This window comes from Streptomyces davaonensis JCM 4913 (assembly GCF_000349325.1).
In the GTDB taxonomy this organism is placed as follows: Bacteria; Actinomycetota; Actinomycetes; order Streptomycetales; family Streptomycetaceae; genus Streptomyces; species Streptomyces davaonensis.
Genome location: NC_020504.1, coordinates 3490726 through 3515534 on the forward strand (window position 1 = coordinate 3490726; position 24809 = coordinate 3515534).

General features: G+C 71.2%; 24 protein-coding genes. 15 read left to right on the forward strand and 9 right to left on the reverse strand.

What is annotated here, in order from left to right; genetic code table 11:
* Positions 1–25: 25 nt before the first annotated feature.
* Entirely contained in the window at positions 26–1300 is a 1275-nt protein-coding gene (locus tag BN159_RS15000; protein ID WP_015657829.1) for a vanadium-dependent haloperoxidase, read from the forward strand.
* A 4-nt stretch (positions 1301–1304) separates the two neighbouring features.
* On the opposite strand, the gene BN159_RS15005 is transcribed toward BN159_RS15000, so the two are convergent.
* Positions 1305–2108 (reverse strand): nuclease-related domain-containing protein, encoded by an 804-nt coding sequence (locus tag BN159_RS15005; RefSeq protein WP_015657830.1) that lies wholly within the window; start codon positions 2106–2108, stop codon positions 1305–1307.
* Between the two features lie 103 nt (positions 2109–2211).
* Here BN159_RS15005 and BN159_RS15010 point away from each other — a divergent pair, with 103 nt between their 5' ends.
* The 7 genes from BN159_RS15010 to BN159_RS15040 all read left to right on the forward strand — a co-directional run bounded on the left by BN159_RS15010 (position 2212) and on the right by BN159_RS15040 (position 8691).
* Complete coding sequence (locus tag BN159_RS15010) at positions 2212–2718, forward strand: protein-tyrosine phosphatase family protein (protein ID WP_015657831.1); 507 nt, start codon at positions 2212–2214, stop codon at positions 2716–2718.
* A gap of 112 nt (positions 2719–2830) precedes the next feature.
* Positions 2831–3562, forward strand: a complete 732-nt coding sequence (locus BN159_RS15015; RefSeq protein WP_015657832.1) for a hypothetical protein — start codon at positions 2831–2833, stop codon at positions 3560–3562.
* Positions 3559–4806 (forward strand): sensor histidine kinase, encoded by a 1248-nt coding sequence (locus tag BN159_RS15020; protein ID WP_015657833.1) that lies wholly within the window; start codon positions 3559–3561, stop codon positions 4804–4806. The genes BN159_RS15015 and BN159_RS15020 overlap by 4 nt, the downstream gene beginning before the upstream one ends.
* A gap of 120 nt (positions 4807–4926) precedes the next feature.
* On the forward strand, positions 4927–5280 hold the full coding sequence (locus BN159_RS15025; protein WP_015657834.1) for an SH3 domain-containing protein: 354 nt from the start codon (positions 4927–4929) through the stop codon (positions 5278–5280).
* A gap of 43 nt (positions 5281–5323) precedes the next feature.
* Positions 5324–6691 (forward strand): FtsW/RodA/SpoVE family cell cycle protein, encoded by a 1368-nt coding sequence (locus tag BN159_RS15030; protein ID WP_015657835.1) that lies wholly within the window; start codon positions 5324–5326, stop codon positions 6689–6691.
* A complete protein-coding gene (locus BN159_RS15035; protein ID WP_015657836.1) occupies positions 6688–8145 on the forward strand; it encodes a penicillin-binding transpeptidase domain-containing protein in 1458 nt (485 codons plus the stop codon). The genes BN159_RS15030 and BN159_RS15035 overlap by 4 nt, the downstream gene beginning before the upstream one ends.
* Positions 8146–8190: 45 nt before the next feature.
* Entirely contained in the window at positions 8191–8691 is a 501-nt protein-coding gene (locus tag BN159_RS15040) for a DUF3291 domain-containing protein (protein ID WP_015657837.1), read from the forward strand.
* Here the strand turns inward: BN159_RS15040 and BN159_RS15045 are convergent.
* A complete protein-coding gene (locus BN159_RS15045; RefSeq protein ID WP_015657838.1) occupies positions 8688–9788 on the reverse strand; it encodes a ferritin-like domain-containing protein in 1101 nt (366 codons plus the stop codon). The genes BN159_RS15040 and BN159_RS15045 overlap by 4 nt on opposite strands.
* 127 nt (positions 9789–9915) lie before the next feature.
* Here BN159_RS15045 and BN159_RS15050 point away from each other — a divergent pair, with 127 nt between their 5' ends.
* From BN159_RS15050 to BN159_RS15065, 4 genes are all read left to right on the forward strand, one after another.
* A complete protein-coding gene (locus BN159_RS15050; RefSeq protein WP_015657839.1) occupies positions 9916–10854 on the forward strand; it encodes an AurF N-oxygenase family protein in 939 nt (312 codons plus the stop codon).
* Positions 10855–10919: 65 nt separating this feature from the next.
* Positions 10920–11573: a TetR/AcrR family transcriptional regulator gene (locus BN159_RS15055; RefSeq protein WP_015657840.1), complete on the forward strand. Its 654-nt coding sequence runs from the start codon at positions 10920–10922 to the stop codon at positions 11571–11573.
* A gap of 10 nt (positions 11574–11583) precedes the next feature.
* Positions 11584–11886: a hypothetical protein gene (locus tag BN159_RS15060; protein ID WP_041819324.1), complete on the forward strand. Its 303-nt coding sequence runs from the start codon at positions 11584–11586 to the stop codon at positions 11884–11886.
* A gap of 141 nt (positions 11887–12027) precedes the next feature.
* Positions 12028–13044, forward strand: a complete 1017-nt coding sequence (locus BN159_RS15065; RefSeq protein WP_041819327.1) for a C40 family peptidase — start codon at positions 12028–12030, stop codon at positions 13042–13044.
* Here BN159_RS15065 and BN159_RS15070 read toward each other — a convergent pair.
* From BN159_RS15070 to BN159_RS15090, 5 genes are read right to left on the reverse strand one after another with little or no spacing between them, the layout of a single operon-like run.
* Entirely contained in the window at positions 13023–14270 is a 1248-nt protein-coding gene (locus tag BN159_RS15070; RefSeq protein WP_015657843.1) for a styrene monooxygenase/indole monooxygenase family protein, read from the reverse strand. The two genes, BN159_RS15065 and BN159_RS15070, sit on opposite strands and share 22 nt — an antisense overlap.
* A gap of 14 nt (positions 14271–14284) precedes the next feature.
* Complete coding sequence (locus BN159_RS15075; RefSeq protein WP_015657844.1) at positions 14285–14923, reverse strand: GTP-binding protein; 639 nt, start codon at positions 14921–14923, stop codon at positions 14285–14287.
* On the reverse strand, positions 14904–15317 hold the full coding sequence (locus tag BN159_RS15080) for a DUF742 domain-containing protein (protein ID WP_015657845.1): 414 nt from the start codon (positions 15315–15317) through the stop codon (positions 14904–14906). The genes BN159_RS15075 and BN159_RS15080 overlap by 20 nt, the downstream gene beginning before the upstream one ends.
* Positions 15314–15811 carry a roadblock/LC7 domain-containing protein gene (locus tag BN159_RS15085; RefSeq protein WP_015657846.1) on the reverse strand — a complete coding sequence of 166 codons (498 nt, stop codon included), beginning with the start codon at positions 15809–15811 and terminating at the stop codon, positions 15314–15316. Before BN159_RS15085 ends, BN159_RS15080 begins: the two co-directional genes overlap by 4 nt.
* A complete protein-coding gene (locus BN159_RS15090) occupies positions 15808–18528 on the reverse strand; it encodes a sensor histidine kinase (protein ID WP_015657847.1) in 2721 nt (906 codons plus the stop codon). The genes BN159_RS15085 and BN159_RS15090 overlap by 4 nt, the downstream gene beginning before the upstream one ends.
* A 358-nt stretch (positions 18529–18886) precedes the next feature.
* On the opposite strand from BN159_RS15090, the gene BN159_RS15095 reads away from it, so the two are divergent.
* A complete protein-coding gene (locus BN159_RS15095; protein WP_015657848.1) occupies positions 18887–19672 on the forward strand; it encodes a protein phosphatase 2C domain-containing protein in 786 nt (261 codons plus the stop codon).
* A 25-nt stretch (positions 19673–19697) separates the two neighbouring features.
* Here the strand turns inward: BN159_RS15095 and BN159_RS15100 are convergent, their stop codons facing one another.
* Positions 19698–20213, reverse strand: a complete 516-nt coding sequence (locus tag BN159_RS15100; protein WP_041819330.1) for a MarR family winged helix-turn-helix transcriptional regulator — start codon at positions 20211–20213, stop codon at positions 19698–19700.
* Between the two features lie 293 nt (positions 20214–20506).
* Here BN159_RS15100 and BN159_RS15105 point away from each other — a divergent pair, with 293 nt between their 5' ends.
* Positions 20507–21322: a lysozyme gene (locus BN159_RS15105; RefSeq protein ID WP_015657850.1), complete on the forward strand. Its 816-nt coding sequence runs from the start codon at positions 20507–20509 to the stop codon at positions 21320–21322.
* A 66-nt stretch (positions 21323–21388) separates the two neighbouring features.
* On the opposite strand, the gene lon is transcribed toward BN159_RS15105, so the two are convergent.
* Positions 21389–23803 (reverse strand): endopeptidase La, encoded by a 2415-nt coding sequence (gene lon, locus BN159_RS15110; RefSeq protein WP_015657851.1) that lies wholly within the window; start codon positions 23801–23803, stop codon positions 21389–21391.
* Positions 23804–23973: 170 nt separating this feature from the next.
* Here lon and BN159_RS15115 point away from each other — a divergent pair, with 170 nt between their 5' ends.
* Positions 23974–24759 carry a GNAT family N-acetyltransferase gene (locus tag BN159_RS15115; RefSeq protein ID WP_015657852.1) on the forward strand — a complete coding sequence of 262 codons (786 nt, stop codon included), beginning with the start codon at positions 23974–23976 and terminating at the stop codon, positions 24757–24759.
* The last annotated feature ends 50 nt before the right edge of the window (positions 24760–24809 follow it).

Genomic DNA, 24809 nt, shown 5'->3' on the forward strand with positions numbered 1-24809 from the left:
CGAACCGCCGAACCCAAGGAGACGCATGCCCACCCCCCGCACCCTCCTCGTAGCCCTCTCCACCCTCGCCCTCGGCGCCGTACTCCCCCTGGCCCCGCCCTCCCAGGCCACCGAGCGGACCCCGGACTCCGAGGTGATCACCGACTGGAACCGGACCGCCGTCGAGGTGGTCAGCGTCGACGCCCGCAAGCCCACCGCCGAGCCGTTCATCTGGTACGGCTTCGTCTCCGCCGCCGTCTACAACGCGGTCGTCGGCATCGAGGGCCGCTACACGCCGTACAAGTGGGACGTACGGGGACCTCGGCACGCTTCCTCGGAGGCGGCCGCCGCCGCTGCCGCGCGCCGGGTGCTGCTGACGTACTTCCCGGCCTCCGAGGGCCGGATCAACGCCGCCTACAGCGCCTCGCTGGCGAAGATCCCCGAAGGCCGGGCCAGGGACGCGGGGGTCGCCTTCGGGGAGCGGGCCGCCGAGCACCTCGTGGAGCTGCGCGAGGGGGACGGGCGGGACGCGACGGTGCCGTTCGAGCGAGCACCGGAGCCCGGGGTCTGGCGGCCCGAACTGCCCGGCTACCGGCCCTTCGCCAACCCCTGGCTGGGGAAGCTGCGGCCGATGCTGCTGGACTCGCCGGAGCAGTACCTGCCGGGGCCGCCGCCCGAGCTGACCTCGGAGCGCTACACGCGCGACTTCGCCGAGGTGAGGGCGATGGGCGCGCGGGACAGTGCCGAGCGGACGCCGGAGCAGACCGAGACGGCGCTGTTCTTCACGGATCCGCTGCCGCAGCAGCTTCAGGCCGCCTACCGGGAGCGGGTCACCCGGCGCGGCGCGGACATCGTCGAGGCGGCCCGGCTCTTCGCGGCGGCGAACACCGCGTCGGCGGACGCGACGATCACCACCTGGAACGCCAAGCAGACCTACGCGCTGTGGCGGCCGATCACCGCGATCCGGCAGGCGCACACGGACGGCAATCCCTCGACCGGGGGCGATCCGACCTGGCTGCCCCTGACGAACACTCCCCCGTACCCCGAGTACATCGGGGGGCACTGCGCCAACGACGGGGCCGTGATGGCCGTACTGGACCGGCTGACCGGCGGTGACATCGATCTGCGGGTGCACTCGGCCGTCACGGGTACGACGCGGACGTACAGGGACTCGGCGGACTTCAACCGGGACGTCATCGACGCGCGGGTGTGGGAGGGCATCCACTTCCGGACCGCGGACGTGGTGGGCAACCGGGTCGGGCGGAAGATCGGCCGATTCGCGGTCGCGCACTACTTCAAGCCGGTCCGTCAACCACTTTGACCCCTCACACCCGCGTCCACGTGTTCCGGTCCCGCGCCATCGCGTGCAGGGCCTCCACGTCCGCCGGTTTGAGGACCCCGCCCTGCCGGGCCAGCTCCCCGAGGTCCGTGTCCTGGAGGACGCGGACCTCGCGGAGGCGGGCGGTGACCGAGACGTCCGCCGCGCCGACCAGGGCCAGCACGGGGTGGACCTCGGCGGTCAGGGCGTACGAGGCGCGGTCGGCGTCGGCGCGAACGCGGCGCAGCAGCGGCTGCGGTTCGCGGCGGCCCACCGTGACCAGGGGATCCGCGACCCTGATCCGCTGCTTGCGGGCGTACAGGGTGTGGATCGAGAACAGTCCCGCCGGGCCGATGGCCAGGTGGTGGATCCGGGAACCGCCGGGCAGCGGGATCGAGTGCAGGGTGTGCCAGCCCGCGCCGTCCAGCCGGTCCAGGGCCTCCCCCACCGTCTGTTCCGCGGTGAGCGCGTGCTGCCTGGGGTCCGCGCGGAGCCGGCGGGGCGGCCCCGGGTCCCGGTCCAGGGCGATCAGCAGCGCCTCGCCCGGGCGGTTGGGCGCCAGATCGTCGTCCGGGTGCAGGGTCAGCCGGGCCAGTTCCGCAGGCGTGGGGACCGGCGGCGGGCCCACAGCCACCGGGCCGGTCAGGAAGGGTCCCAGGGCTTCCAGGACGTCCTCTCTGCGCTCGTCGCTGAGCAGGTTGACCCTGGCTGCCTCACGGTCGTACCAGGCGATGTTCCTGCCGTCCGTGAGGCAGACGTACAGCCGTTCCTGGCCGTGGCGCCAGGTCGGCACGACACGCAGTCCGCTCATGCACCATCACCCCTTTGACCATGGGAACAGGCGGGGTGCTCCAGGGGCAAGAACCTGGTTACCTTTGAGAGGAGTTGGGTGGGGAAGTTGGGGGAGGCGCCAATTGCGTACCCGCGGAAATCAACCCGAAGTTCCGGCCCCGGACACTCCCTGGGACGAGATCGTGCCCGGCCTGTGGATGGGCGGTCACGAGGTCCGGGCGAGGTCGGGGCAGCTGGAGTTCGTCGTCGTCAGGGACGAGTTCGATCTGGTGCAGACACTGCTGCGGCTGCCCGGGCACGGGCCCGACCGCGGGGTGGAGCACCAGGTGTGGCCCATCCCGGACGGGCCGCTGGACGGGACGCAGCTCGCGGGCGTGATCCGGCTGGCGCAGGCCGCCGCCGAGGCGCTGGACGCGGGCCGCTCGGTCCTGGTGCGCTGCTATCACGGCTACAACCGATCGGGTCTTGTCGTCGCGCAGACACTGGTCCGGCGGGGCCACTCGACGGAGGAGGCGATCCGGCTGATACGGTCCCGGCGCTCCCCCTGGGCCCTGCACAATGACCTCTTCGTCGAGTACCTGCGTGCGGGCCTGTCCACCGCCCGGCTGCTGGAGGAGCTCACGGAGTGATCGCTCCGGCCCGCCTCGGGCGGGCAAAAGGGACTTCCTTATGAATAAGGTGTCCGGGCCACCATGAACAAGGTGTCGGGGCCACCGCTCACCTCGGAACCACAGGAGCACCGTGCCCCTCAGCCGTGTCCGTACGACCGCAGCCGTCGCCCTGGTGGTGGCGGCCGCCGCGGGCTGCGGTGACGCCGGCGGGCTCAAGGGCGCGGGCGCCACGCCCACCGCGGTGAGCCCGGCCCGGCTGTGGCCGGAGCTGACGCCCGCCTCCAGCCCCGCCTTCGAGATCGGCGAGGTGACCACCGAGGTCGTCAAGGGCGTCGAGGTGCCCGGTGACGACATCCGCCGGGTGGACCTGGTCGCGGTGGTCCGCGCGGAGATCGAGTCGAACCCCGACGACTACGAGGGCGCGAAGGCGCCGTACCGCGAGACGGCCCGCCGGATGGCGGACTGCGGGCCGAGCGGCGGCGACGCGTCCCGCTGCCCGGTCCTCACCCCGTACTTCCGGGACCTGAGCGGCGACGGCCACGAGGACCTGACCCTCGGCTTCCAGCTGCTGCCCGACAAGCTCACCGCCATCCGCGTCTACACCGTCCAGAAGCACCGCCTGGTCCGCGTCATGTCCTACGACGACGCCGTCAGCGGCGTCGAGCTGGCTGGGCGGTCCGTGATCATCCGCGCGCCCTCGGAGGTCGCGGGGTACGAGTACCGGCTCCAGTGGACCTGGGACGCGCAGGCCAACGCGATGCTGCTGACGCATGACGAGATGCTGCGCACCGGCTCGCGCCAGCACTCCCCCAAGCCGTCGGCGACCTCCTCCGCGAACGCTTCCTCCGCGAGCGGTCGATGAGGCTCGCGCTGCCCCGCTGGGCCGGGACGCTCGCCACCAAGGCCGCCGTGTTCATCACCGTGATGTGCTGCGCGCTCACGGCGCTGCTCGGGGTGCTCGTGCATGTCTCGGTGACCAACCAGACCGTCGGGCGGGCCCGCAGCGAGGCGCTGTCCCGGCTGACCGACGCGACGGCCGCGTACGAGGCCGGGGACCGGCCGGCGCCGGGCGCGGGCGTCGATCCGCCGGGGCTGCCCGGGGCGCTGCGGAAGCTGGCGGTCGCCGGGGACCGGGGCACGATGGTCGCCGACCACCAGGGCCGTCCGACGATGTGGGCGGCGGGGCCGGCCGACGGTTCGCGGGCGCTGGCGGTGCAGGTCGACTACTCGCAGCAGGCCCGCACGATCGACGGCCTCGACCGGGCGATCCTGTGGTCCTCGGCGCTGGCCATCGGGATCACGCTGCTGGTCGGCGCGCTCGCGGTGACGCGCGTGACCCGGCGGCTGCACACCACGGCGCAGGTGGCCCGCCGGATCAGCGGCGGCGACCTGGACGCCCGCGTCGACGATCCCCGTACGAAGGATCCGACGCGCCCTCAGGACGAGGTCGCCGCGGTGGCCGCCGCGCTGGACTCCATGGCGGCGTCGCTCCAGGGCAAGCTCCAGGCCGAGCAGCGGTTCACCGCGGATGTGGCGCATGAGCTGCGGACGCCGCTGACGGGGCTGCACGCGGCGGCTGAGCTGTTGCCTCCGGGGCGGCCGACGGAGCTGGTGCGGGACCGGGTCGCCGCGCTGCGGACGCTGACGGAGGATCTGCTGGAGATCTCGCGGCTGGACACCGGGCGGGAACGGCTCGATGTGGACACCGAGCAACTGGGGGCGGTGGCCGAGCGGGTGGTGCGGGGCGCGGGGGAACCCACCGAGGTCGTCGTGGTTCGGGATGTCGCGGTGGAGACGGATCGGCGGCGGCTGGAGCGGGTGCTGGGGAATTTGGTGGCCAATGCGCATCGGCATGGGCGGGGGCCGGTGTCTCTGACGGTGGATGGGGCGCAGGTCGTTGTGCGGGATCACGGGGATGGGTATCCGGTGTATTTGCTTGAGCATGGGCCGCAGCGGTTTCGGACTGAAGGGGGTGCGAAGGGGCATGGGCTGGGGCTGACTATCGCGTTGGGGCAGGCGGAGGTTTTGGGGGCGCGGTTGTCCTTTGCCAATGCGGAGGATGGTGGGGCCTTGGCGACACTGTCTCTGCCGGTCGGTGGGGGTTGAGCGCGCAGTTCCCCGCGCCCCTAGGTTCTTCCGGATGGCCCATGTTGAGAGGCGGCCGGAGTCTTGCGCTCATAGCGTGGCGGATAGTCAGGTTTCGCCCCCTTCATGGAGGTACACCCCATGTCGCTTCGCTCCCGTCTCTCCATATCCCTCGTCGCCGGCGCACTCGTCGCCGCGGCTGCCGCCGCTCCCGCCGTCGCCGGCGAGGACTGGGGCGGGCATCACCAGAACCACCACCCCCGGCTCTACAAGGGCGTCGTGACCGCCAACACCCTGCTGTTGCGCAGCGCACCCAATCGAGGGAGCCAGGTCATCCGGACCGCGCACCGCGGGCAGATCGTGAAGATCTTCTGCAAGACGGTCGGCCAGAACATCCAGGGCAACCCGCTCTGGTACCTCCTGCCCGACGGCACCTGGGCCTGGGGCGCCGCCCGCTACATCAACAACATCGGGCCCGCGCCACGCTGGTGCTGAGCCGCAAGGCACACAAGACGCCCTATTTGGGTAAGTTCCGGACATGAGCAAGGCCGGAACCACCGAGGCGCAGGCGGACGCACCCGCTCCCGCCGTACGCCTCCCCCGGCGCCGTGGCATCGAACTGGCCCTCATCGTCGTGGCCGTCCTGCTCTCCGTGTACGGCTACTGCGCTGTCGGTCTCGCCCGCGCCGGCACCGTCCCGCCCGGCGCCGCCGGTTACGGCGCCGGGCTCGGTGTGCTGGCGCTCGTCGCCCATCTGGCGGTGCGACTGCGGGCGCCGTGCGCGGACCCGCTGCTGCTGCCGATCGGCGTGCTGCTCAACGGTCTCGGACTGGTCCTGATCTACCGGCTCGACCTGGAGACCCCGGGCGACCGGGCGGCGCCCGCCCAACTCGTGTGGTCCACGCTGGGGGTGGGCTTCTTCATCGTGACCGTGGTGCTGTTGCGCGACCACCGTGTCCTTCAGCGTTATGCGTACGTCAGTGTGGTCGGCGCCCTCGGTCTGCTGATTCTGCCGATCCTGTTCCCCTCGGTGAACGGGGCCCGGATCTGGATCCGGATCGCCGGATTCTCCATCCAGCCGGGCGAGTTCGCGAAGGTCCTGCTGGCGGTGTTCTTCGCCGCGTATCTGGCCGCGAACCGGGGGGCGCTTGCCTATGCGGGCCGCCGGGTGTGGCGGCTGCAACTGCCGACCGGGCGGGTGCTCGGGCCGATCGTCGCGATCTGGCTGCTGAGCGTCGGCGTACTGATCCTGGAACGGGACCTCGGCACCTCGCTGCTGTTCTTCGGCCTGTTCGTGGTCCTGCTGTACGTCGCGACCGGGCGCACCGGATGGATCGCCGTGGGGCTGCTGCTGGCGGCCCTCGGCGCGGTCGCCGTCGGCTGGCTGGAACCGCATGTGCACAGCAGGGTCGACGACTGGCTGCATCCGCTCGCCTCGATCGAGGCGGGCCAGGGCCCCAACCAGCTCTCCCAGTCGCTGTTCTCCTTCGCGTCGGGCGGCATGCTCGGCACCGGCCTGGGGCTCGGCCACTCCGTGCTGATCGGGTTCGCCGTGAAGTCGGACTTCATCCTGGCCACCGCGGGCGAGGAACTGGGCCTGGCCGGACTGTCCGCGATCTTCCTGCTCTACGGCCTGCTGGTGGAGCGCGGCTACCGGGCGGGCCTCGCGCTGCGCGACCCCTTCGGACAACTGCTCGCGGTGGGGCTCGCCTCGATCGTCGCGCTCCAAGTCTTCGTGATCGCGGGCGGTGTGACCGGGCTGATCCCGCTCACCGGCATGGCGATGCCGTTCCTGGCGCAGGGCGGTTCGTCGGTGGTCACCAACTGGGCGATCGTGGCGCTGCTGGTCCGGGTGAGCGACTCGGCGCGCAGGCGGTACGAGACGGACGGGACGGAGACCGAGTGACCCGGCACATCCGGCTCGCGGCCGTCTTCTGCGCCTTGTTGCTGGCCGCGCTGCTGGTGAACGCCACCCGCATCCAGGTCTTCGAGGCGGGCGGGTACGACGAGAACCCGGCCAACCGGCGGCAGACCATCGCCCGGTACGGGCAGCCGCGCGGCGACATCCTGGTCGGCGGCCGGCCGGTCACCGGGTCGAAGGACACCGGCGAGCAGCTCCGCTACGAACGCACGTATCTGGACGGCCCGTTGTACGCGCCGGTGACCGGCTTCGCCTCGCAGGTGTACGGAACGAGCCTGCTGGAGCACGCCGAGGACGGGGTGCTGTCCGGCGCGGATCCGATGCTGGCGCCGTTCCCGCTGCTGGGCGAGCTGACCCGGGCGCGGAATCCGGGCGGCGATGTGGTGACGACGCTGCACGCGGGCGCACAGCGGGCGGCCTACGACGGGCTCGGCGGGCGCAAGGGCGCGGTGGCGGCGGTGGAACCGTCGACGGGGCGGATCCTGGCGCTGGTGTCGACGCCGTCGTACAACCCGGAGGCGCTGTCGGGGAACGGGCCGACGGTGGCGCGGTCCTGGATCGGGCTGAACGAGGACCCGGACAAGCCGATGCTCAACCGGGCGGTGCGGCAGACGTATCCGCCGGGGTCGACCTTCAAGGTGGTGACCGCGGCGGCGGCGCTGGACGCGGGGGTCGTCGGGGATGTCGACGAACCGACGGTCTCCCCCGACCCGTACACGCTGCCGGGTACCTCGACGAGCCTGACGAACGAGGCGACGGGGTGCGCGGACGTGTCGTTGCGGGCCGCGTTCATGTGGTCGTGCAACACGGTGTTCGCGAAGCTGGGGGTGCGGGTGGGGGTGGGCGATCTGGCGGCCACCGCACAGGCGTTCGGGTTCAACGACGCGGGGGTGCGGATCCCGTACTCGGTGGCCCCGAGCACCTTCGACACGACGGTCGACCGGGCGCAGCTCGCGCTGTCGGCGATCGGGCAGTACAACACGCGGGCGACGCCCCTTCAGATGGCGATGGTGGCGGCTGCGGTGGCGAGCGGGGGGCAGGTGCGCGAGCCGTATCTGGTGGAGCGGACGGTGCGTTCGGGGGGCGCGACGCTGACCACGGCCGGGTCCCGGCCGGTCCGGCAGGCGATGCATCCGGCGACCGCGCTGCGGCTGCGGGAACTGATGACGGACGTGGTGCGGGAGGGCACCGGTACGAACGCGGCGATCCCAGGGGTGACCGTCGGCGGCAAGACCGGTACCGCACAGCACGGCATCGGCAACTCCGGGACGCCGTATGCCTGGTTCGTGTCGTGGGCGGAGGGTGAGCGGGACGTGGTGCCGAAGGTGGCGGTCGCGGTGGTGGTGGAGGACGCGGAGGCGGACCGCGGGGAGATCAGCGGGGGCGGGGACGCGGCGCCGATCGCGCGGGCGGTGATGGAGGCGGTGCTCGGTGGGTGAGACGGGGGTTCCCGCGCCCGGTGTGCCCGACCTAACGTTCGGTCTATGACTCCCGCATTCGAGCTTGCCGAAGTCAACATAGCCCGCCTCAAATTCCCGCTGGACTCACCACAGTTGAAGGACTTCGTCGACGCACTCGATCCGGTGAACGCCGACGCCGACTCCGCCGACGGATTCGTCTGGCGCCTCCAGAGCGAGGGCGGCGACGCGACGGACATCCCCGTCCTCGGGGACGAGTGGCTGATCATCAACATGTCGGTGTGGCGCGACACCAACTCCCTCACGGCCTACATGTACCAGGGCCGCCACCGCGAAATGCTGGCCCGCCGCCGCGAATGGTTCGAGAAGGTCCAGGAGGCCATGCTGGCCATGTGGTGGGTCCCGGCCGGCCACCGCCCGACGGTCGCCGAGGCGGAGGCACGCCTGCTGCACCTGCGTACGAACGGCCCGACCCCGTACGCCTTCACCCTGCGCACCTCGTTCCCGCCGGGCGCGTCCCAGCCGGTCCTCGGCGAGGTGCCGGAGGGGCTCGGCTGCTCGGTCTAGCGACCGTTCTCGATGGCTTCCCGCACCTCCGCGACCCGCTCCCGCTCCTCCACCGCGAAGCGCTCCGCGTCCAGTTTCTCGGCGATCTCCTCGTCCTCGGTCATCAGCAGGTCGAGGTTGGAGTTGCCCAGGTCGAAGACGCCCATGTCGACGTAGGCCTGTTGGAGGCGCTTGCCCCACAGGCCTATGTCCTTGACGCAGGGGACTATGCGGGAGAAGAGCAACTGGCGGAACAGGGCCAGGAATTCGGACTGTTCGCTGTACTGCTCGGCCTCGGGGGTGGGGATGCCGAAGTTCTCCAGGACTTCGACGCCTCGCAGGCGGTCCCGCATCAGGTAGCAGCCCTCGATGACGAACTCCTCGCGTTCGCGGAGTTCGGCGTCGGTGAGCTGCTTGTAGTAGTCCCTGAGCGCCATCCGGCCGAAGGCCACATGGCGGGCCTCGTCCTGCATGACGTAGGCGAGGATCTGCTGCGGCAGGGGCTTGTCCGTGGTGTCGCGGATCATGCCGAAGGCGGCGAGGGCGAGGCCCTCGATGAGGACCTGCATGCCGAGGTAGGGCATGTCCCAGCGGCTGTCGCGCAGGGTGTCGCCGAGCAGGGACCGGAGGTTGTCGTTGACCGGGTAGAGCATCCCGATCTTCTCGTGCAGGAAGCGGCCGTAGATCTCGGCGTGCCGGGCCTCGTCCATCGTCTGGGTCGCCGAGTAGAACTTGGCGTCCAGGTCCGGGACCGACTCCACGATGCGCGCGGCGCAGACCATCGCGCCCTGTTCGCCGTGGAGGAACTGGCTGAACTGCCAGGAGGCGTAGTGGCGGCGTAACTCGCCCTTGTCGGCTTCGGTCAGCTTCGCCCAGTGCCGGGTGCCGTAGAGGGACATCGCCTCGTCGGGGGTGCCGAGCGGGTCGTAGGGGTCGACCTCCAGGGTCCAGTCGATGCGTTTCTGTCCGTCCCACTGCTTGTCCTTGCCCTTCTGGTACAGGGCGAGCAGACGGTCGCGGCCGTCGTCGTACTCCCAGGCGAAGCGGGCCGCGCCGGTCGCCGGCACCTGCCAGTGAGGGTCTCCCGGGTCGGTGGCGTACAGGTCGTAGGTCGGCATGTCCCGCAGGCTCCCGCGCGGTAGACGCGGGGTCAACAAGTGCCGCGCGAGGGATTGACGAGCTTGCTGACGCGCAGTCTCATAAGGGGACGGAGGATGTGACCGCGGGTAACGAGTGGGGAGAACCATGACGCCGTTCACGGACGCCGACGCGGTGGAGGGGCTGCGCGACGCGCTGGGTCTGCTGAAGGACCGGGAGCAGGTGGCCGAGCGGCTGCTCGACTCCTCCGCGAAGCACTCCTTCGACCCCGACAAGGAGCTGGACTGGGACGCGCCCTTCGAGGAGGGCAAGTGGTTCTGGCCGCCGGAGCTGGTGTCGCTGTACGACACCCCGATCTGGAAGCGGATGAGCGAGGAGCAGCGGATCCTGCTCTCGCAGCACGAGGCGGCGGCGCTGGCCTCGCTGGGGATCTGGTTCGAGCTGATCCTGATGCAGTTGCTGGTGCGGCACGTCTACGACAAGGCGGCGACGAGCGCGCATGTGCGGTACGCGCTGACCGAGATCGAGGACGAGTGCCGGCACTCGAAGATGTTCGCGCGGCTAATCTCCCGTGGGGAGACGCCGTGGTACCCGGTGAGCCGGGTGCATCAGAACCTGGGGCGGCTGTTCAAGACGATCTCCACGACTCCGGGGTCCTTCACGGCGACGCTGCTCGGTGAGGAGGTCCTGGACTGGATGCAGCGGCTGACGTTCCCGGACGAGCGGGTGCAGCCGCTGATCCGGGGCGTGACGCGGATCCATGTGGTGGAGGAGGCTCGGCATGTCCGCTACGCCCGTGAGGAGCTGCGGCGGCAGATGGTGACGGCGCCGAAGTGGTCCCAGGAGTTCACCCGGGTCACCTCCGGGGAGTTCGCCCGGATCTTCTCGGTGGCCTTCGTGAACCCCGAGGTCTACACGAATCTGGGGCTCGACCAGCGCGAGGCCGTGGCGCAGGTGCAGGCCAGCGGGCACCGGCGGGAGGTCATGCAGACGGGGGCCAAGCGGCTGACGGACTTTCTGGACGACATCGGGGTGCTGCGGGGGGTGGGGCGGCGGCTGTGGAAGTCGTCGGGGCTGCTGGCGTAGGAAGCGGCTCGAACAGGCTGGTACGAGGCGGCTCGGGTACTGGTGCAGCGGTTAGTCTGCACGTCATGAGCCCCTCGGCACCCACCCCCGCCTATCGACGCCTCAGTGTCGAGGAGCGGCGCAGTCAGCTGCTCGCGGCCGCCTTGTCGCTGTTCGCCCACCGGGCGCCCGAGGAGGTGTCGCTCGACGACGTGGCGGAGGCGGCCGGGGTGTCGCGGCCGCTGGTGTACCGGTACTTCCCCGGCGGCAAGCAGCAGCTCTACGAGGCTGCCCTGCGGTCCGCCGCCGAGGAGCTGGAGCAGTGCTTCGACGAGCCTCGGGAAGGGGCGCTGATCGAGCGGCTCGGGCGGGCGCTCGACCGGTATCTCGCCTTTGTCGACGAGCATGACGCCGGGTTCAGTGCCCTGCTTCAGGGCGGGAGTGTCGTCGAGACCTCTCGGACCACCTCCATCGTCGACGGGGTGCGACGGGCCGCCGCCGAGCACATCCTCAGTCATCTGGACGTCAGCGAGCCGGGCCTCAGGCTGCGGATGACCGTCAAGCTGTGGATCACCTCGTGCGAGGCGGCCTCCCTGCTCTGGCTCGACGAGGGCAAGCAGCCGCCCGTGGACGAACTGCGCGACTGGCTCGTCGACCAGTTCATCGCCGTGCTCTCGGTCACCGGCGCCCGCGACCCGCAGACCGCCGCCCTGGTCAAGGCCCTGGGCGGGGATGACTGACACTGGTCCCGTGAAGAGCGAAGACACCCCCTTCGAGGGCGGGCCCCTGGACGGGCGCGTGCTGCCCGTGCTGCTCGGGGTCACCGGGCACCCGCCCAAGACGTACCGCGTCCCCGTCCCGGACCCCGACGGCGGCCCGCCCACCGTGCTGCTCTACAGCCGCGTCCCCCGCGTCGAGGGCCGCCAGATCGGGCTCACCCGGCGCTGGAAGTACCTCTACGACCCCGAGGGGCGGCACACGCACAAGCTGAAGTGGCCGTGGACGAAGCCAGGCGCCACGCCGGGCGGCAAGCCGGACGACGCGGACGGGTGATCCCGTTGCGCCGAACCGCGCACACCCGGCGCGCGGACCCGGCGCCCCCGTTCGATGCTCGCGGTGCGGAGCAGAGGGGCTGCCCGCACCGGAGGTGATGACGTGTCAGGAAGGCTTCCGCGTCTGGTGTGTACGGCGGCGATGGCGGCCGGCACGGTCCTCGCGCCGCTCCCCGCCGCGGCCGTACCGGAGCCCGGCGAGCCGTCGGTGTCCCGTCTTCTGACGGACCTTCAGCGTCTGTACCGGGAGGCGGAACGCGCCACCGAGACGTACAACGCCACCGAGGAGCGGCTCAAGGAACAGCGCGCCGAGGTCAGGCGGCTGGACGGGGAACTCTCCCGGGTGCGGCTCTCCCTGCACGACAGCCGGGGCGCGGCGGGGCGGCTGGCCCGGCAGCAGTACCAGGGCAGCACCGAGATCTCCTCGTACGTACGGCTGCTGCTCGCCCGTTCTCCGCAGCACGCGCTCGAACAGGGGCATGTGATCGGGCAGTTGGCGCGGGAGCGGGCCGAGACGGTGGGGCGGCTGACCGGCAGCGAGAAGAAGGCCGACGAGCTGGCGCGCAAGGCCCGTACCGCCCTGGACAAGCAGCTTGCGCTCGCCGAGCGGCAGAAGAAGGACCGGGACGAGGTGCGCGGGCGGCTGTCGGACGTCGAGGAGATGCTCTCCTCGCTCACCGCCGAACAGCTGGGGGAGATCGCCGAGTTGGAGGAGAAGGGCGTCCAGGACGCCCAGCGGGACCTCGTCACCTCCGGGGCGCTGGGCGCCGGGCCCGCCGAGGCGTCGAGCGCGGGCGAGAAGGCGGTGCGGTACGCCATGCGGCAGCTCGGGAAGCCGTACGAATGGGGTGCCGAGGGGCCGCGGACGTACGACTGCTCCGGGCTCACCTCGGAAGCCTGGGACCACGCCGGTACGTCCATCCCCCGCACCAGCCAGGAGCAGTGGGCGCGGCTCCCCAGGGTGGAGCTGGACGGACTCCGGCCGGGCGACCTGGTCGTCTATCACCGGGACGCCACGCATGTGGCCATGTATCTGGGTGCGGGCGAGGTGGTCGAGGCGCCCAGGACGGGTGAGCGGATCAAGGTGTCCCCGATCGCTGCCCACCCGATCCTGGGGGCGGTGCGTCCCGACGGGGATCAGGCCAGCGAGGCGAGGTAGGCCTCGGTCTTCTCCGGCTCGTAGAAGAAGTTCTCGAAGTCCGCGGGGTCGTTGAAGGCGTTGGCGAAACGGTCCGCCGCGGGCTGGATCTGGCCGGCCGCGCCGATGAGGTTCAGGATGTGCTCCGGCGGCGGGGCGAGCATGGCGTTGGTCCACTTGGTGACGTGCTGAGCCGTCTCCCAGTAGCGGTCGAACGTCGCCTGCATCCACTCCTCGTCGAACGGCTTGTCACCGTGTTCGAGGATGGACGCGAGGTAGGCCGCGGCGCACTTGGACGCGGAGTTGGAGCCCTGACCGGTGATCGGGTCGTTCGCGACGACGACATCGGCGACACCGAGGACAAGCCCGCCGCCGGGCAGCCGGCCGATCGGGTTGCGGACCGTGGGCGCGTAGCGGCCCGCCAACGTGCCACCGGCGTCGGTCAGTTCGACCTTCGTCGCCCGCGCGTACTCCCACGGCGTGAACTTCTCCATGAGTTCCAGGGTCAGGGAGAGGTGTTCCGCCGGGTCCTTGACGCCGTTGAAGACATCCAGCGGGCCGCCGGGTATGCCCTCCCAGAACAGGATGTCGGCGCGGCCGGAGGTGGTCAGCGTCGGCATGATGAACAGCTCGCCGACACCGGGCACCAGGCTGCACCGGACCGCCTCGAACTCGGGGTGCTCGGGGCGCGGGCCGAGGCCGTGGACGTAGGCCACCGCGAGGGCGCGCTGCGGCTCGGTGTACGGGGAGCGCTCCGGGTCCCGGGCGAACATGGACACCAGCTCGCCCTTACCCGCCGACACCAGCACCAGGTCGTACGTACGGGAGAAGTAGTCGAGGTCCCCGACCGCCGCGCCGTGGATGACCAGTTGGCCGCCGCGCTGGGCGAAGGTCTCCATCCAGCCGGCCATCTTCACCCGCTGGTCCACGGACTGGGCGTACCCGTCGAGGTGCCCCACCCAGTCGATCGCGCGGGCCGCCGGGCCCTCGGCCCAGGAGCCCGGGGCCGCCACCGAGATGCCGAGTCCTTCGATCTTCGGGGCCTGGGACTCCCAGAAGTTCAGCTGGAGATCGCGCTCGTGCTGGAGGGCGGTGTCGAACATGCACTGCGTCGACATGACCCGGCCGGTGCGGATCTCGTCCGCGGTCCGGTTGGACATGAGGGTGACCTCGTACCCGTTCGACTGGAGTCCGAGGGCGAGCTGGAGGCCGGACTGGCCGGCCCCGACGACGAGTATCTTCCGCATGCGGGGCAGTTCTCCTACTCGGGGGTTTCGTCCAGCGCGTGGCCCACCAGGGCCAGCAGGGTCTCGATCGCCGAGATCCGGCGCCGCGCATCCATGATCATGACAGGTATGTGTGCCGGGATCGTGAGCGCCTCCCGCACGTCCTCCGGCTCGAACCGCTCACTGCCGTCGAAGTGGTTGACCGCGACGACGTACGGCAGCCCGCAGCTCTCGAAGTAGTCCAGCGCCGGGAAGCAGTCCTTCAGCCGCCGGGTGTCGGCCAGCACGACCGCGCCTATCGCGCCGCGCACCAGGTCGTCCCACATGAACCAGAACCGCTGCTGGCCCGGGGTGCCGAAGAGGTAGAGCACCAGGTCGTCGTCGAGCGTGATGCGGCCGAAGTCCATGGCCACGGTGGTGGTCAGCTTCTGCGGCGTGGCGGTGAGGTCGTCGGTCTCCTCGCTCGCCTCGGTCATCAGCGCCTCGGTCTGGAGCGGCGTGATCTCCGAGACGGCGGTGACCAGGGTGGTCTTGCCGACGCCGAACCCGCCCGCGACGACGATCTTCGTGGCGATGGGGGCGCGGGTGCGGTCCGTCTGCCAGGACTTGACGTCCTCGTCGGTGGCTTCGGCGATTGCGGTGACGTCGGTGACTTCAGAGACGACGGAGTCCACTCAGCACCCTTTCGAGCAGAGCGCGGTCCGGGCGGCCGGTGCCGTGACCGGTGCCGGTGCCGTACACACGGATCTTTCCCTGGTCCGCGAGGTCGCTGAGGAGCACACGGACCACGCCGAGCGGCATCTTCAGCAGCGCGGCGATCTCGGCCACCGTGCGCATACGGCGGCACAGTTCGACGATGGCCCGCAGCTCCGGCATGACCCGGGTGTTGAGGGAACCATTCGTCAGCTCCTTGCGCTCCTCCGGGGCCTCCAGCGCGGCCACGAACGTCTCCACGAGCAGGACGTGGCCGAAGCGGGTACGGCCGCCGGTGAGCGAGTAGGGGCGCACGCGGGCGGGCTTGCGGTCGCCGCCTCGGACGGGGAGCTTCTTGGGTGTGCCGCTGCTCATCGGGGGCTCCCGGTCGACTCGGCTGCCAGGGATTTTCGTAGCTCGCTGCGGAGTTCGGGGGTCAGGACGTGGCCGGCGCGGCCGACGAAGAGGGCCATGTGGTAGGCGATCACGCTCATGTCGCAGTCGGCGGAGCCGTGGACGCCGAGCAGGGAGCCGTCACTGATGGACATCACGAACAGGCTGCCCTCGTCCATCGCGACCATGGTGTGCTTCACACCGCCGTACTCCATGAGGCGGGCGGCGCCGATGGTGAGGCTGCCGATGCCGGAGACGATGGTGGCGAGGTCGGCGGCGGAGCCGCGGGGGCCCTTTCGCGGGCGCTGTGCCTTGGCCGCCTCGTTTCTGTGCGGGTCAGAGGAGAGCAGGAGAAGGCCGTCGGAGGAGACCACGGCGACGGACTCGATGCCGGGGACTTCCTCCACCAGGTTGGTCAGTAGCCAGTGCAGGTTGCGGGCTTCACTGCTCAGTCCGAAGGTACTGGGCGCGGTCAACTGCTTGCCTCCTCGACTGTGCCCCCCGTGGCTGCTTCGGATTGCGGTGCCGTTGTCTGGCCCGTCTGTTCTGCGATCTCTGCTTCTACGTCGCGGTAGCCGGCCTCTGCCCCCCGGCGGAAGCCGCCCAGTCTGCGGCGCAGGGCGTCGGCGTCGACGCTTGCCGTTCGCTGACGCGGTGTGTGGGTGGGTGTGCTGATCTTCGGGGTGCGCTTGGGGAGGCCCTTGGCGGTGAGCTCGTCCTCGGTGGCGCGCTCGTGTTCCGTCTCGGCTTCGCCATCGCCGTCGGCGGCTGCGGGGTGGGTGGGGGCAGGGGGTGCGGGCTTCTCCGCATCCGGTGCCTGGTCCGTGCCCGTCGTCGTGGTCTCGGGTTCTGTTGCCTCCGGCAGGAGGAGCTCCATCGTGGTTTCCGCTGGAGTTTCAGGTGCCGGGGTGGCCGCGGTCTTGTGTAGGGCCTCCTCTGCCAGCGCCACCAGGCGGTCGCCCCGGGTGCCGTGCAGGACGTTGGAGTTGGCCTCTGCGTCTGCGCCGGGGAGGGAGACCGTGTGGGTGGACGAGGACACGGGGTCCGTGGCCGGTACCGCGGTGGGCTGGGCCGGGGCCAGGAGGGACGCCGGGAGGACCGCTACCGCTGCCACTCCGCCCTGCTTCTGTTCCCTGAGCTGGACTCGGACGCCGTGACGGTGGGCCAGGCGGGCCACGACGTAGAGGCCGAGGCCCAGGCCCTCCTCGCCTTCCTGGTCGTAGGTCGCCTCGGGGTCGAAGTCGGACAGGCGGGAGTTCAGGCGGGTCAGGCGGTCGTCGGTCATGCCGATGCCCTCGTCCTGGACGGAGAGCATGACCTCGCCGCTCTCCAGGAGCCAGCCGGAGATCTCGACGGGCAGGTCCGGCGGGGAGAACGAGGTGGCGTTCTCCATCAGTTCGGCCAGCAGGTGTGAGAGGTCGTCCGCCGCGAAGCCCGCGATGTGGGCGTGAGGAGGCAGCGAGGCGATGCGGACTCGCTCGTACCGCTCGATCTCGCTGACCGCGGCCCGGACCACGTCCACCAGCGGCACCGGACCCGCGCTGTGCTGCACATGCTCCGTGCCCGCCAGCACCAGCAGGTTCTCGCTGTGGCGGCGCATCACCGTCGCGAAGTGGTCCAGTTTGAAGAGGGTGGCGAGGCGGTCGGGGTCCTGTTCGCGCTCCTCCAGGCCCTCGATCACCGCCAGTTGGCGTTCCACCAGGCCCAGCGTGCGCAGGGCGAGGTTGACGAAAGTGGAGCCGATGCTGGTGCGCAGGCGCTCCAACTGGGCGGCGGAGTCGGCCAGTTCGGCGCGCAGCTCCTCGCGGGCGTCGGCCATCTTCTGGCGCTGGCCCACGAGATGCTTGCGGTCGGACTCCAGCGTCGCGATGCGCTCGTGGAGGGCGACCGCCTGCGCGTGCAGGGCGTTGACGGAGTCGACGACCTTCGCGAACTCGTCCTTGCGGCCGGTGAACCGGACCGGCTCCTCCGTTCCCGGGTCTCCGGCGCCCGCGAGCCGGGCCGAGCCCAGGCGCAGGACCGCGAGGGGGCGGGTCAGGCTGCGGGCCATGCCGGTGGCGACGCCGATCGCGAGCAGGACGAGTACGCCGAGGATCGCGATGCGGATCTCCAGCTCGGTGACGTCGTCGTCCCGGAGCAGGGCGAGGTCCTTGGTGCGGCGGTCGTGCAGGGCCGACTCCGCGCCGCGCATCATGTCCACGCGCGCGGAGAGCGCCTCGTCCAGCTTCTTCACGCCGGTGCCGAGTTCGCCGTCGGAGAGGGTCGGCTGGTCGGTGAGGGAGGCGAGGTACTTCTCGGCGGCCTCCGCCTCCGGTCCGGTGACCGTGGAGTCGTAGGAGGCCACCGACTGCTGGGGCGCGGTCGCGCGGAAGTCGGCGAGCGCCGCGTCGGAGCGCAGCCGCGCCTCCTGGGCGGCGGCGCTGAGGGCGTCGCGCTGCTTGGTGTCGGCGTCGGAGGAGGTGCTGACCTGGCTCGGCAGTCCGGTGATCGGGTCGATCACGGTCTGGGTGGAGCGGGGCACGCTGAGCGCGGCGAGCAGCAGTCCCCGCGTGGAGGCGGCCTGTTGTACGGCGGTGTCGAGCTCGGCGAGGGCGTAGGCGCCGGACCCCGCGCGGGGCGGCATGTCCTCGGCCAGTTTCTCGGCGAGGCGGTGCAGCTCGGTGAGCGCGTCGGAGTACGCCTTGTGCGTTTCGAGAGCGGTGCTCTTTCCGGTGAGCGCCGCTCTGCGCAGGCCCGCGATGTCGTCCAGGTCCGTCCGCAGCGACGCGGGGATGTCGGGGTTCGCGCGCAGTTCGTCGACCAGCCGGTCGACGCGGGCGCCGCGCTGCTCCGAGGGCGCCTTGGACTTGGGGCGTCCGGCGGCGACGTAGGAGGTGACCTCGTCGCGTTCGTCGGCGAGCGAGTGGGCGAGCGCGAGGGCGTCCTCGGACTGCTCGGAGAGGGTCACCAGCTCCTGACTGTCGTGCACCTGCGCGGAGGCGGTGACGATCGACGGGGCTCCGGCGGCCGCTATGGCGGCGGCGACCACGGCCACGGCGATGATGAGCCGATTGCGTACATGGGTGGGCCGGCCCTTGCCGGCCGAGACAGTACCGGCCCCTGTCGTGGTGCCGGGCGGTTGCTCGGGGCTCCCTGCGGAGGCCGTCTGCTTGCCTGAGCGACGAGGCCGCGTCTTCTGCACCGGTGCTCGCATTCCTGAACTCGTGATACCCATGGGCCCGGGTGACGCTCCGTCAACTGGCGCATACGCCCGGTACGCTTCCCGACCCTCCCAGTGCCGGTGGGCGGTGGTCTCGCATCACCTGACCCGCCACCCGAAGGAGTGAACCCCGGAGGGGAGTTGGCGGGCAAGTTCCTGTGGCGTTTGCAGCGCCCGTCCCCGGCGGGCCGGTTGGACGTCTGCGGCGGGCGGTGGCAGGATTCGCCACCACGCCTGCCCGGCAAGCGCCATTCCACCCCAAACCCGGCGCCTGACCTGCGTGAGTTCGCCAATTGCGCAACTGTTGCCAGCCTTTGGCGAACCTTGTGAAGGGCTCGTGCAGACTGACCGGATGCGCACTGAACTTGTTTCGGAACCGGGCGATCCCGCCCGCCCCAACGAGGACTTCGCGAGCGTCGGACTCCCCGCTTCCGGACAGGGCGGCACCGTGGTCGTCCTGGACGGCGTGACGCCGCCGCAGGGCGGGACCGGCTGTCTGCATTCCGTCCCCTGGTTCACCGCGCGGCTCGGCGGGGCACTGACCGAACTGACCGTTTCACTCCCGGATGTTCCGCTCGCCGACGCCCTGTCGGCTGCCCTCGCGCGTACCGCCGATGCGCACCGGGAAACCTGTGACCTTTCTCACCCGCGCACCCCACAGGCAACGGTCGTCGTCGTCCGCTGGTCGCCCGGGTCCGTGGAGTACCTGATCCTGTCGGACTCGGCCCTCCTGGTGGAGGCGCCCGACGGCACGGTCACGCCGTATCTCGACGACCGGCTCTCCCGGCTGCCCCGGTCCGCCCTGGCCACGGACGCGATGGTCGACGCGGATCTGCGCAACAAGGAGGGCGGCTTCTTCACGGCCGCCGCCGATCCCTCGGTGGCGCAGCGGGCGGTGACCGGGACCCTGCCCCGTTCCGGTGTCCGCGCCCTCGCCGCGCTCACGGACGGTGCGACGCGCTGGGTGGAGAAGTTCGGCGCCGGGGACTGGGGCGACCTCTTCGACGTCGTACGCAAGGAGGGGGCGCAGGCGCTGGTCGACCGGGTGCGGGCGCTGGAACTCGCGGACACCGAGCGGCGGTTCCTGCGCCGGGGCAAGACGCATGACGACGCGACCGTGGTGTTCGTGGAGTTCTGAATCCGGGCAGCCGCGCAGGTCGGCCCTAGCCCTCCATCTCCTGGTTCAACTGGTTGAGCAGGCGGGCCAGTTCCGAGACCTCTCGGGGGTCCCAGCCGGACAGGCGGCGGGCGTAGCGGGCTCGGCGGGCGTTGCGCACCTTGCCGACCCGGCGGCGGCCCTCCTCGGTGAGGTGGACCAGCCAGGCGCGGCCGTCGGCGGGGTCGGGCTCGCGGGCGACCAGACCGAGGTCCTCCAGGGCGCGCAGCTGACGGGACATGGTGGCCTTGCCGACGCCGATGTAGGCGGCGAGCTCGGTCGCGCGTTGGCGGCCGCACTCGTCGAGGCGGATCAGCAGGCCGTACGCGGCGGACTCCAGGTCGGGGTGGACCTCCCGGGCCATCTCGCCCTGGCTGGCTCGGGCGCGCCGCAGCAGCACGGTCAACTCCCGCTCCAGGGAGAGGAACTCGGGCTGTTCGGTGCCGGGACCTGGCTCCCCGGGAAGTCCGGCGGACACCCCGGATCCGACCCCTCGGCCGTCGCCGTTTCCGTCTTCGCGCACGTCAGCCCCTGCCTCGGTTTCCCAGTTCTGAAAGTTTCCGTCACATGCCGTCATCGCCGCAGCTCCGTCAGTATTTCTCAGGCGTAGACCAACGGCAGCCCCCAGGCCCCCTTCCACCCGTCGGCACACGTCCGTAGCGTCTTTGCCAGGCACTGACTGGCATGCCCACGCCAGCATCTTCGGACGGCGCACCAACAGCGGGCCAACGGCGCCCCGCCCCCTTCGTCCCGGCCGGCATGCCCCGCGTTCCCGCGTCTCCCCACCGTGCGTCACCGAGCCTTCGGAGGCACGCTATGCCCGTGCACAGACCCGGACCGCTCCGCCTCGTCCTCACCGGACTCCTGCTCACCGCGCTCTCGCTCGTCCTCGCCCCCACCTCACCGGCCGCCGCCGCGGACACCCCCGCCCGGGGCTCCGCCTACATGGGCATGGGCGTCCCCGCCCACGACGGCGTCCACGGCCTGCCCCGCGACACCCGCGCCGTCCAGACGGAAGGCGTCGACGTCTCCTCCCACCAGGGCAACGTGGCCTGGTCCACTCTCTGGAGCAGCGGTGTGAAGTGGGCCTACGTGAAGGCCACCGAGGGCACGTACTACACCAACCCGTACTTCGCGCAGCAGTGCAACGGCTCCTACAACGTCGGCATGATCCGCGGCGCCTACCACTTCGCCACGCCCGACACCACGTCCGGCGCAACGCAGGCCAACTACTTCGTCGACCACGGCGGCGGCTGGTCCCGTGACGGCAAAACCCTGCCCGGCGCCCTGGACATCGAGTGGAACCCGTACGGCGCGGCCTGCTACGGCAAGTCGCAGAGCGGCATGGTCACGTGGATCCGCGACTTCCTGAACCAGTACAAGGCCCGCACGGGCCGGGACGCGGTCATCTACACGGCGACCAGCTGGTGGACCCAGTGCACGGGCAACTACTCCGGCTTCGCCACCGCCAACCCGCTGTGGATCGCGCGGTACGCGTCGACGGTGGGGACTCTGCCAGCCGGGTGGAGCTACTACACGATGTGGCAGTACACCTCGACGGGACCGACCGTCGGTGACCACAACCGGTTCAACGGCGCGCTGGACCGGGTGCAGGCCCTGGCCTACGGCTGAGCGCACGACGAAGGCCCGGGCCTCCCTCACGGGACCCGGGCCTTCGCCTTCATCCGGCAGCGTCCGTCACGCCGCCACCGGAACCTCCGGCTGCGCGCCGTTCGTCGCCGGGGACAGGGCCAGGTCGAGGACCTGGCGCACGTCCGTCACGGCGTGCACGTCGAGCTTCTCCAGGACCTCGGCGGGGACGTCGTCGAGGTCGGGCTCGTTGCGCTTGGGGATGATCACCGTGGTGACCCCGGCGCGGTGGGCGGCCAGCAGCTTCTGCTTCACGCCGCCGATCGGCAGGACGCGTCCGGTCAGCGAGACCTCGCCCGTCATCGCCACGTCCGTGCGGACCAGCCGGCCCGACAGGAGCGAGGCGAGTGCCGTCGTCATCGTGATGCCCGCGCTCGGGCCGTCCTTCGGCACCGCGCCCGCCGGGAAGTGGATGTGCACGCCCCGGTCCTTCAGGTCACCGACCGGCAGTTCCAGTTCGGCGCCGCGCGAGCGCAGGAAGGACAGGGCGATCTGCGCGCTCTCCTTCATCACGTCCCCGAGCTGGCCCGTCAGGGTCAGCCCCGCCGCGCCCGTCTCCGGGTCGGCCAGGGACGCCTCCACGAACAGCACGTCACCGCCCGCTCCGGTCACCGCCAGACCCGTCGCCACACCCGGGACCGCCGTACGGCGCTCGGCCGGGTCCTGGGCCGACTCGGGCACGTGGTGCGGGCGCCCGATCAGCGCACGCAGCTCGCCGTCCGTGACGGTGAACGGAAGCTTCCGCTCGCCCAGTTCGTGCTGCGCCGCGACCTTGCGGAGCAGTCGCGCGATGGACCGCTCCAGGGTGCGCACGCCCGCCTCACGGGTGTACTCACCGGCGAGCTTGCGCAGCGCGCTTTCGTCGATGACGACCTCGTCCTTGTCCAGACCGGCCCGCTCCAGCTGGCGCGGGAGCAGGTGGTCACGGGCGATGACGACCTTCTCGTCCTCGGTGTAGCCGTCGAGGCGGACCAGCTCCATACGGTCGAGCAGGGCCTCCGGGATGGCCTCCAGGACGTTGGCCGTGGCGAGGAACACCACGTCGCTGAGGTCGAGTTCGACCTCCAGGTAGTGGTCGCGGAAGGTGTGGTTCTGCGCCGGGTCGAGGACTTCGAGCAGGGCCGCGGCCGGGTCGCCGCGGAAGTCGGAGCCCACCTTGTCGATCTCGTCGAGGAGCACCACCGGGTTCATCGACCCGGCCTCCTTGATGGCCCGCACGATCCGGCCGGGCAGCGCGCCGACGTACGTACGCCGGTGGCCGCGGATCTCCGCCTCGTCCCGGACGCCACCGAGGGCGACCCGGACGAACTTCCGTCCCATCGCGTGCGCGACGGACTCACCCAGCGAGGTCTTGCCGACGCCGGGCGGGCCGACGAGCGCGAGCACGGCACCGCCGCGCCGCCCGCCGACGACCCCGAGACCCCGGTCGCTACGACGCTTGCGCACCGCCAGGTACTCGGTGATCCGCTCCTTCACGTCCTCCAGGCCCGCGTGCTCGGCGTCCAGGACGGCCTGCGCGCCCTGGATGTCGTAGGCGTCCTCGGTCCGCTCGTTCCACGGCAGTTCGAGCACCGTGTCGAGCCAGGTGCGGATCCAGGAACCCTCGGGCGACTGGTCGCTGGACCGCTCCAGCTTGTCGACCTCCTTGAGCGCGGCCTCGCGGACCTTCTCGGGCAGGTCCGCGGCCTCGACGCGGGCCCGGTAGTCGTCGGACTCCTCGCCCTCCGCCTCGCCGTTCAGCTCGCGCAGCTCCTTGCGCACGGCCTCCAGCTGGCGGCGCAGCAGGAACTCGCGCTGCTGCTTGTCGACGCCTTCCTGGACGTCCTTGGCGATGGTCTCGGCGACATCCTGCTCGGCGAGGTGGTCACGGAGCTGCTGGGTGGCGAGCTTCAGCCGGACCACCGGGTCGGCGGTCTCCAGCAGCTCCACCTTCTGCTCGGTGGTGAGGAACGGCGAGTAGCCGGAGTTGTCGGCGAGCGCGGAGACGTCGTCGATGGCCTGGACCCGGTCCACGACCTGCCAGGCGCCGCGCTTGCGCAGCCAGGCGGTGGCGAGCGCCTTGTACTCCTTCACCAGATCGGCGACCTGCCCCGGCAACGGGTCCGGCGCGCTGTCGTCGACGCGCAGGCCCTCGACCCACAGGGCAGCACCGGGACCGGTCGTCCCAGCGCCGATCCGCACCCGGTCACGGCCCCGGATCAGGGCACCCGGGTCACCGTCGGCGAGCCGGCCGACCTGCTCCACGGTGCCGAGCACACCGGTGCTCGCGTAGGTGCCGTCGATCCGCGGCACCAGCAGCACGCGCGGCTTGCCCGGCTGGGACCTGGCGGCGGCCTGGGCGGCCTCCACGGCGGCCCGTACATCAGCGTCGTTCAAATCCAGCGGGACCACCATTCCGGGCAGCACGACCTCGTCGTCGAGCGGCAGCACAGGCAGGGTGAGCGAGGTGGACGTCGAAGCCATTATCTCCCCTTCGGCAGTCAAGTTGAGTTATGCCGACTCAATGCTTGGCGGCCCGCGATTGTTCCCCGCCCGCCGTTCGCTGTGAGCGATCATCGGCACCACACCCGGTGACCTGGCGCTTCTCCGATAACCGGTTGCCTCGCCCACCGCATTCCCCCACCGTCACTTCCGTGACAGACACAGAGACCCTTCTCGCCGCCTACGACGACCAGATGCGCGGCGCGCCCCCGACCCCGCCCGCCGGGGTGACGTACGAGCAGGACGGTCCGCTGCTGCGGATCGTCGGCGGGTTCCGGGGGCTGGTCAGCGGACCGCGCTCGCTCGGTGTGCGCGGTGCGGACCTGGACCGGCTGATCGCCCGGCAGCGCGACTTCTTCGCGGCACGCGGGGAGGCGGTGGAGTGGAAGACCCGCTCCCACGACGACCCGGCCGACCTCACCGACCGGCTCCGCGCGGCGGGCTTCGTGCCCGAGGAGCAGGAGACGGTGCTGATCGGCCGGGCCGCCGAGATGGCCGTACGGGAACCCGTGCTGCCCGAGGGTGTGACGCTGCGGCAGGTGACGGCGGACGCCGACATGCGCCGGATCGCCGGGATGGAGTCGGCGGTGTGGGACCAGGACTGGAACTGGCTCGCCGACGATCTGATCGGACGGGTCGCCTCCGCGCCGGACGACATCGCCGTGTACGTCGTGGAGGCGGACGGGGAGGTGGTGTCGGCGGCCTGGCTGGCGTTCCGCCCGGGCAGCGAGTTCGCGAGCCTGTGGGGCGGGTCGACGCTGGCCGAGTGGCGAGGGCGCGGCATCTACCGGGCCCTGGTCGCCACGCGCGCGGCGCTCGCCGTCGCCCGCGGGGTCACGTATCTGCACGTGGACGCCTCCGACGACAGCGCGCCCATCCTGCGCCGGCTGGGCTTCGAGGCGGTGACGACGACCACGCCGTACGTGTGGAGTCCCTGACCGGGGCGCTGATCGTTTCGGTTCGCGGCGATCGCAGGGTTCCCGTGTTG